The sequence below is a fragment of the Scopulibacillus darangshiensis genome, assembly GCF_004341035.1.
GTDB lineage: Bacteria > Bacillota > Bacilli > Bacillales > Sporolactobacillaceae > Scopulibacillus > Scopulibacillus darangshiensis.
This window is the reverse complement of the sequence record NZ_SLXK01000017.1, coordinates 23,264-32,041: the sequence shown is the minus strand read 5'-3', so window position 1 is coordinate 32,041 and position 8,778 is coordinate 23,264. Positions and strand designations below refer to the sequence as shown.

Genomic DNA, 8,778 nt, shown 5'->3' with positions numbered 1-8,778 from the left:
CTAGCCCGAAGTCGGTAAAAAATCGTGCTTGAGGTCGTTCATAGGTGAGATGAAAGCCCGAAGTCGGTAAAAAATCGTGTTTGAGGTCGTTCATAAGGGAGATGAAAGCCCGAAGCCGGTAAAAATCCGGTCTCGAGGTCGTTCATAAGGTCGATGAAAGCCCAAAGCCGATAAAAAAACGAGAGTAAGGTCGTTCATAGTGTGATGAAGCCCCAAAATCAATTAATATTCGAATAGGGCATTCATTAAATGGATAAGACTGAAACCAAAAAGCAGATTTTTCGAAAGGTGTGCCCGCATTGAAAGTTCTGATTACCGTGGCTTGGGCTGTTGCTTTATTTATCCTTACTTGTAACGCCAACCTTAGTCATTTGTTGCATAACCATGTCCTGCAATTTCGTTGGACAAGCCAGCCGAATTTTGCAGACCTTTTAAATATAGATAAGTCAAACTTCGTAAATCCGCATTATCTCGTCCAAAAGGCCGGGCATTTCTTAGGGTTTTCGGTATTAGCATTATTGTTGCTTGACGTAACTCAATCTTATAAGAAAGCTTTAGGCATTGCTGTCTTTTTTGCCGTTTTTACCGAAATCATGCAATTGTATTTTACCCGCGATGGACGGGTGCTGGATATGGGGATTGATACGCTTGGGATAGTAATGGCATTTGGTTTCATGAATGCCGCCCGGCGAAGGGTTGGAAAGGAGAAAGCGGGTACTAGGGTATGAATAGCTTAGATTCCACCCACCACCCAAAGGAGAAAATGCCCCCTCATCATTACCTGAGAGGGGACTACCCTTTTATTTCTTATCCTGAAATGCCGGAGGCCAAGGGGTGCCATCGTAATGGAAGGCATTTAACATGCCGCCTTCCTCGGTATCACTCATACCGGCAGTATGATGGGGCAGGTGACAGTGGATAATCCATGTTCCCGGATTATTTGCCTTAAATACAACATCATAGGTTTCACCGGGGGCGACATCGATTGTATTCGCTTCGTACTGAGCCGCTTTCGGAAGCGGTGTCCCGTCTTTCGCAACGACTTTAAAGTTGTGGCCATGCAAATGAATCGGATGGTTTTGCATGCTGATGTTTCCTAACCGCAATAGTACCGTTTCCCCCTTTTTCACTTCCATTGGCTGTGTTGCCGGGAATTGCTTGCCGTTGAATGTGAAGACATTCCACATCATGGCTTCAGGATTCACATTATATGTTCCGGGAGGCACTTTTCCCTCTTCAAAGCCATCCATGCCGCTCATACCATCCTTCTTGCCATCTTTGGATGAGCTGCCTTTTTCCATATCCATACCGCCCATGTCCATGTCCTTCATGGAGCCGTCATCGGATGGGCTGCCTTGAAGGCTCCATTCGTTCAGCATAATAGAGTAGTCACGGTCGACTTTTACACCGTCAATTTTGTTGCCTTTTTTGGGCAAGGCAATGAACATGCCGCTTAGGCCCATCATTTCTTGTTTGGCTGGATTGACATGAGAATGATACATAAATGTACCCACTTGTTTTACGGTAAATTCGTAAGTGAAGGTATCGCCGGGTTTGATTTTTGGCGAGTTTTCTACACCAGGGACGCCATCCATTTTATTTGGAACAATGAGACCATGCCAGTGGACCGAAGTTGGGACGTCCAAATTATTTTTAACGACGATCCGAACTTTATCTCCTTTGTGGGTAACAATTGTCGGGCCCGGTGTGCCGCCGTTATATCCCCATGCTTTCATATAAACGCCTTTAGACACTTCCTGTTTAACCGGTTCAGCGGTTAAATGGAAGGTTTTCACACCGTCTTTCACCTCATACTTAGCATTTTTTACATTAGGTGTAATCGGCTGAACCGTTTTCAGATTATCCTTTTCTTTTGCAAATGCATCGCCATCCTGCTTGCCATTAATTTGCCAAAAGCCAATTGTTGCTATGGCCATTATTAAGAGAGCTGGAATAGCGAATTTTAAGACCTTCATTATAAATTCATCTCCTTTTCTCTGGGTTTGGTTCCTTTTCATAATACTATTGGGGGGTATGGTACGTAAAGCGATTTGTCTCTCAAATGGATAGAGAGCGATCCAAAAAGTGGCCGCTCTCTTTTTATTTGAACGGCACCATGACGAGCTGCCCCAATTACCCAAACGGATGATTCTCCAAGTCTAAGGGTGCTTTGCCCGCGTTCCGATGGGAAAAGCGGACGATGCGTATATGAGGTGCGGTGCATTTGGTTTTGCTGGATGTTGTAGTGATGTATTGAGTGTGATCTCTTCTGTGCATTTTTTAAAGGTGATGATGGATTTGCCTGGTGTCTTAGGGTGAGGTGCAATTGATTGCAGGTGATGGCAGAGGAAACTGATGAAGTGTATTCGCTGAAGCCTTTGTTAATTAAAGGTTCAGCTCATGGAAAATAAGCAGACGGGAAGGAGAGGAGAGCTTATCTCCCCTTTTCCTTCATGAGTGAATAGACTTCCCGTTTGGCATCATTCAGAAGTTCGTCTGGCTTATCCAGATCAAGACCGGCGGCCAGCTTAAAAAGGGTATTCAACGTGATGTTGCTCTTGCCAAGTTCCAGCTCACTTATATAACCTTCATCCACTTTAGCAATTCTTGAAAGTGACTTTATAGTTAAGTCTTTCATTAATCGTCTTGCCCTGATCGCTTTTCCAACAGCACGGCGTAATTGTTCTGTTTCAGTATCCAAAGTACCGCCTCCTTTTATTAACATTATCCATTTGATGAAAGGGAATGTACACAGTCGATAAGCCATAGATGAAGAAGACACAATCAGTAAATAAGCGAGAGAAGGTGTCTTCATAAAGATGGTGATACCCAAAAGTTCAACAAATAAGGAATTAGATCGCAATAAATGGCATAATTCCCTATAACCCTTTCCCAATGCTTTAACCCGTTCGCTAACGTACTCGCCTTTCACCGACCGCTCTTTTTAAGATTATTCTAAGTTAATTCCTTGCCCTTCGTTTCTGGAATTAAAAAGATGAACGCTAAGGCGGCAAATACGTAAATGCCGGAAATCAAACCGAGCGCGGAGCTTAACGAGTGGCTCATCGCAAGGTAGCCAATAATGAGCGGCCCGAAGCCTCCGATAGCACGACCGGTGTTAAAAATGACGTTTTCCGCGGTCGATCGAACTTCCGTTGTGTAGTGTTCAGCTAACAAGGCGCCGTAGCCGCCCATCATACCGTTTACGAAAAAGCCGAGTATAGCTCCGAGCACTAATAGTATTGAACTGCCTGTTTGCTGGAAAAATACCCAAACAATGATAGCAGCGAGAATTTGAAATGTAATAAATGATGGCTTGCGGCCCCATTTATCCGCAATGTAACCGAAAATGACAATACCCAAGATCATTCCTATCGTTGTGGCAACCGTCCATAAAGTGGTTTGATTAAACGAATAACCCAAATCCTTTGCAAGCATTGTTGGCAGCCAAGTCATAATACCGTAAAATCCAAAGTTCTGTACACCCGTTGCAATAATCAGGCCGATAGTAATCCCCGTCTTCTTTGGTGAATCAAACAATTGTATAATCGGGATTTTTTTGTCTTTAGTATTGTAACGCATCTTTTTGCTCTCGCGCCATATTTCAGGCTCTTTCAATCCTTTGCGGCTCCACCAAGCAAAAATGGCCGGTAAAACACCGACTAGAAAAACACCGCGCCAGCCAAAATGCGGGGCTATAATGAGAACACACAGTGTGGCAAGAACAATGCCTAACTGATAGCCAATTGCAACGCCTGCTGTGGCCCGTGATCTGAACTTTTTTGGCCAGGCTTCACTGACAAGCGTCATGCCTATGCCGAATTCACCGCCCAGACCAAGACCGGCTAAGAAACGAAAGGCATCAAACCAAAAGAGGTTATTCGCTAATGCGCATAGCCCCGTAAAAACAGAGAATATTAAAATTGTAAGCGAGAACACTTTTACCCTGCCATAGATATCAGCCAACACACCAAAAGTATAGCCCCCAATGACAGCGCCAATTAGCGTAATTGTTGAGATACTGCCCGCCTGTGCCGGGTTCAGGCCAAGATCTAAGGTAATCAAAGGCAAAGCAAAGGCTAAGATCATCATATCCAAACCATCCATTGCATAGCCCGTCAGAGAAGCCCATAATGTTTGCCAATGATATTTTGATAGCTTCATATCAGATTGTGTCTGCACGTTAACCTCCATCGATTGCTCCCGCATATTTTAATAAGCGGCGTTTTATAAATCAGGAATAAGACCATTTATATATTATCACAGGAAGGATGGCTAGTCCTTGGCAAAAACTAGGACACTACTTCTGGCTGGCATTCTCGGTTGTCAGGATAATAGAGGTGGTATACATAATAAATAATTTTCAAAGACGTACTAAGTCTTTTATAAATAGTATACTTTTTATCACTATATAACTTAAAAGTGTGTACTTGTATAAATGAATTATATGACTAATAATATCAATATAAAAGTAATAATAGATCGGTGTCCATCTTTGTTTTTGGGGGGACAATTGCAGAAAACCTTTTTTTGCATCAATAAGGATATAACAATGGCAAATTTCTGGCGGCATTATAAATTACTTTTAATTTTATAATGAAAGTGGGGTTTTTAAAGTTGAAAGAAGATAACACATTAATCAGAGGGATAGGCATAAGTGGTACGGGAAGAATTGGCCGGCTGTTGATTAGAAAAATGTTATCCAGCACATATAATCAATGGAAGTTAGTAGGGATTAATTCTATTTATCCTGTAGAAACAGTAGCTCATTTATTAAAATACGATACCGTACATGGAATCTGGGATGCAAACATTTCAATACAAGATGGAAATCTCTTAATTAATGGGTACCTTATTCAGTTCGTGTCTGAACGTAACCCAGAGAACATTCCTTGGGGAAGAATGAATGTAGACATTGTAATTGATGCTACTGGTGAATTTAGAGATCGTCAAGGAACACAAAAGCATATAGCAGCAGGGGCGTCTAATGAAGGGATGGGGAAACATGCCAGTATGCTTTAAAAAAGGGAATGAGATGAAGCGATGAAATGTGTTTCGATTGATTTAGATGGGACGTTGCTGAATTCCAGACATGAAATATCCAATGAAGATATGACTGCCTTAAAAGAATTGCAGGAAAAAGGGTATGAGATTATTTTAAACACGGGTCGGGCCTATGGCGATGTGATTAAAATCAAAGCCATTCGAAACTTGAGGGTTCCTATTTTTTGTATTAATGGTTCTGTTTTATATTCAAAATCAGATGAAGTGTTGTACGAAGCGACTATATCACTTTTGACATCTAAAAAATTATTCTCCGTTTTGGAAAATTTAGATGTAAGAATTCTCATATATACGAATTATGGCGGTTTTCCATGCACTTTGCCTCAATTACATCATATGGGTAAAGAAGATCAAGACACTATTTTTCAAGAATACCATTACGATGACATTCTAAACAAAGAAAATCTTAAAATCTATAAACTTATTGCTCTGGTACATTATGAGGAATTAGAAAAAATTGAAGAAGTAAAAAAAGTATTAGCCAATAAGTTTGATATGTCGCTGGGTTCATCATTTCCTAATAACGTAGAAATTACATCAAACGACGCGCAAAAAGGAAAGGCATTATTACGTTATCAACAGATAATGAATTTATCGTTTGATGAGATTTTTGCTTTTGGAGACGGGGGCAATGATCTTTCCCAATTCGAGGTAGCAACCACTTCAGTAGCGATGGGAAATGCCCCTTTAGATATTCAACAAGAAGCTGATTTAATTACAAAGTCAAATGATAAAAATGGATTTGCCTATGCCGTATACCACCTTTTAAAATTAATAAAAACGAAAGGAGTCATAGTATCACAAAGACCTTGATGTTTTATGGTTTAAGTTTATCAAAATGTAAAATACAAAGTTTAATGATCTTTGCATCGTTCAGTCCACAATCTATCTTAATATAATGGATTGCATCAGTATATAAGTTTTATAAGGAGAGGGGAAATATGTATAAGCAATATCTATACTTTGCCAAAAATCTTGCCGAAAAGGCTGGACAATTTATTCGTTTATACGCTGGAAAAGCTGGTAAGGTAACTTTGAAATCAGACAAAGATTTCGTAACCGAAATGGATTTGCAAGTAGAGAGTTTTATAATACATCATATCAAGGAACAGTACCCGGATCATCGGATTTTCAGTGAAGAAGCTGGGTTTGTTGGGGGATCGGGGGACTTTGAATGGATTATTGATCCTATTGATGGAACAGTGAATTATAGTGTTGGAATGCCGCTTTATGGGGTTTCTATCGCCCTTACTTATAAGGGTGATACAGTGGTTGCTGCTATATCTTTGCCTGCCTTAGAGGAATTATTTTGGGCAGCAAAAGGGGAGGGTGCCTTTCAGGACGGGAAGCAAATTAAAGTAAGGACGACTGCCCTTTCTGAATCCTTTGTTTCATTAGGGGATTTTTCAAAGGAAGGGGATAGGGAAAGCAATAAGGAACGTTTGATTCTTATGGATAATATCGTGAACGATGTGTTCAGGATACGTATAATAGGAACGGCTGCTGCCACCTTAGCTTATATTGCAGCAGGAAGATTGGATGCTGCTATCTATCTTAATCCTAAGCGCTATGATATTGCAGCCGGACAGTTACTCGTTGCTGAAGCCGGTGGGATACAAAGGAGTGCAGGGGAGTTTGAAGTTTTCTCCAATAATAAATTAAGTTATGAGTTAACGAATCTTATTCAGGAGCCAAAATAATGGTTAAGATGGCTTATGATTACTTAATAGTTACAGTCCCCATAACAAAAGCTAAGATTAGAGTTAGTGATATCCGATTCTTAAAACACTAAGGAGGCAGTATGGTAGGGGAGGATGACTTACCTAAGACAATCGCCTACATACGACTTATAAAAGAATTTAAAAAGGGATTAAAAAGGAACCTTAATCATGATGAAAAGGCATTTCTTAAATGGCTTGCACAAAAACACACTTCGGAAATCCGTCGTCTAAAGAATAACAAGTGAAAATTAAAATTGGTGGTAATAAGAATGCAAAGATTGTCTAATCCTTTAGTTGTGCATACTCCCCCACTTAACCGAAAGTTTAAAGTGGGGGGTTCTCTGCTTGTTCTCTGTGTCTATTTTTCATTGACATAATAACAGCCTATCGTGAGACGATAAAAAATTTGCCCCCTTATGACTTGATGATCCGGGCTTTCTTACCACTTGCTCTCCAAAACCGTATCCATATAGTTTTTGCCCCATTCATACATGGATTCTAGAATAGGCATTAGACTCTCCCCTTGATTGGTCAGTGAGTATTCCACCTTAGGGGGGACAACCGGATAAACTTCACGATGGACAATATGATCTTCCTCCAGTTCCCGTAATTGGTTAATAAGCATTCTTTGGGTGATACCAGGCATTAGGGATTTAAGTTCATTAAATCGCTTTGTCCCCTCTTTACCAAGATGCCATAAAATCAACATTTTCCATTTCCCCCCAATTAAAGACAGTGTCAATTCCTTTTCGCAATTAAACGTTTTATCACCAATATGTAACATTGCCTTCCTCCATGTGCAAAAGATTAACAGTATATTATTTGATACTATATGCTGCTAAAGTGCGTACTTACAATTATATATTATACACGTTATACTAATCACTGTACAAGTGATATTGAAAATTAGCAAAATTTCGCTTGTATGATAATAAAGGATACAGGAGGTGGTCAAATGGAGGAATTGAAAACGAATGTGGTGAATGAAAAACGTGTTCAGGCGTTAGCTATGGATTTTCTCACTGTTTCACAGCAGGCAGCAATTGCTGCCTATCCTTGGATAGGAAAAGGAAAGAAAAATGAAGCTGACGGAGCCGGGACTGAAGCAATGCGCAATCAATTGAACCTTATTGATATGAGTGGCTTGATAGTTATTGGTGAAGGCGAATTGGACGAGGCGCCCATGCTTTATATTGATGAGGAGGTCGGAACAGGTAGAGGTCCCCAAATAGATATTGCTGTTGACCCAATTGATGGGACTAGTGCAATTGCAAAAGGATTGGATAATTCAATAGCAGTTCTCGCTGCGTCCGTTAAAGGAAGTTTATTACATGCTCCGGATATGTATATGAAAAAAATAGCTGTAGGTCCAAAAGCGAAAGGTTGCATAGATATAGATGCGCCCCTCATTGAAAATATGAAAGCAGTCGCTAATACTTTAGGGAAAAGCTTACAAGAATTAACAGTAATGATTCAGGAAAGACCACGTCATAATCACTTGATTAAACAGGTCTTCGATGCAGGTGCTAGTGTCAGGTTATTTACTGACGGTGATGTTACCGGATCAATAGCTACAGCCATTGAAGAAATGGATGTTGACATATTAGTAGGAACAGGCGGAGCCCCAGAGGGAGTTATTGCTGCAACAGCTTTGAAGAGTTTAGGAGGGGATTTCCAAGGAAAGCTTGCCCCGCAAAATCAAGAGGAATTTGATCGCTGTATGAAAATGGGTTTATCAGAGCCAGAAAAGGCTTTAACAATTGATGAGATCGTTAAGTCAGATGATTGCTTTTTTGTGGCAACTGGAATTACTGACAACATGCTTATGAAGGGTATTCGTAAAAAAGAAAATGGATTAACACTCACGCATTCTTTTCTTACAGTAGGCGGAAGTGTTAGTAAATACCAATCCATTGAAACGTATTATTAAGATAAAGTTCATGCAAGGTGTCCTATATTTATTTTCTTAATTGGATAGTTGAAATGAGTATAA

General features: G+C 40.3%; 9 protein-coding genes. 5 read left to right on the top strand and 4 right to left on the bottom strand.

Annotated elements, in window-relative coordinates; all coding sequences use genetic code 11:
* The first annotated feature begins 299 nt into the window (after positions 1 to 299).
* Positions 300 to 728 carry a VanZ family protein gene (locus EV207_RS12365; protein ID WP_165886930.1) on the top strand — a complete coding sequence of 143 codons (429 nt, stop codon included), beginning with the start codon at positions 300 to 302 and terminating at the stop codon, positions 726 to 728.
* Between the two features lie 72 nt (positions 729 to 800).
* Here the strand turns inward: EV207_RS12365 and EV207_RS12360 are convergent, their stop codons facing one another.
* From EV207_RS12360 to EV207_RS12350, 3 genes are all read right to left on the bottom strand, one after another.
* Positions 801 to 1,976 (bottom strand): multicopper oxidase family protein, encoded by a 1,176-nt coding sequence (locus tag EV207_RS12360; RefSeq protein WP_165886929.1) that lies wholly within the window; start codon positions 1,974 to 1,976, stop codon positions 801 to 803.
* Positions 1,977 to 2,434: 458 nt separating this feature from the next.
* On the bottom strand, positions 2,435 to 2,701 hold the full coding sequence (locus tag EV207_RS23070; RefSeq protein WP_165886928.1) for a helix-turn-helix domain-containing protein: 267 nt from the start codon (positions 2,699 to 2,701) through the stop codon (positions 2,435 to 2,437).
* 254 nt (positions 2,702 to 2,955) lie between these two features.
* A complete protein-coding gene (locus EV207_RS12350; RefSeq protein WP_243647049.1) occupies positions 2,956 to 4,182 on the bottom strand; it encodes an MFS transporter in 1,227 nt (408 codons plus the stop codon).
* Between the two features lie 435 nt (positions 4,183 to 4,617).
* Between EV207_RS12350 and EV207_RS12345 the strand changes: the two genes are divergently transcribed.
* From EV207_RS12345 to EV207_RS12335, 3 genes are all read left to right on the top strand, one after another.
* Positions 4,618 to 5,022, top strand: a complete 405-nt coding sequence (locus tag EV207_RS12345) for a glyceraldehyde 3-phosphate dehydrogenase NAD-binding domain-containing protein (RefSeq protein ID WP_243647048.1) — start codon at positions 4,618 to 4,620, stop codon at positions 5,020 to 5,022.
* 21 nt (positions 5,023 to 5,043) lie between these two features.
* On the top strand, positions 5,044 to 5,877 hold the full coding sequence (locus EV207_RS12340; protein ID WP_132746460.1) for an HAD family hydrolase: 834 nt from the start codon (positions 5,044 to 5,046) through the stop codon (positions 5,875 to 5,877).
* Positions 5,878 to 6,005: 128 nt separating this feature from the next.
* Positions 6,006 to 6,764 carry an inositol monophosphatase family protein gene (locus EV207_RS12335; RefSeq protein ID WP_132746459.1) on the top strand — a complete coding sequence of 253 codons (759 nt, stop codon included), beginning with the start codon at positions 6,006 to 6,008 and terminating at the stop codon, positions 6,762 to 6,764.
* A gap of 460 nt (positions 6,765 to 7,224) precedes the next feature.
* Here EV207_RS12335 and hxlR read toward each other — a convergent pair whose 3' ends face one another.
* A complete protein-coding gene (gene hxlR / locus EV207_RS12330) occupies positions 7,225 to 7,569 on the bottom strand; it encodes a transcriptional activator HxlR (RefSeq protein WP_132746458.1) in 345 nt (114 codons plus the stop codon).
* A 171-nt stretch (positions 7,570 to 7,740) separates the two neighbouring features.
* Between hxlR and glpX the strand changes: the two genes are divergently transcribed.
* Entirely contained in the window at positions 7,741 to 8,715 is a 975-nt protein-coding gene (glpX, locus tag EV207_RS12325; protein ID WP_132746457.1) for a class II fructose-bisphosphatase, read from the top strand.
* Positions 8,716 to 8,778: the final 63 nt, after the last annotated feature.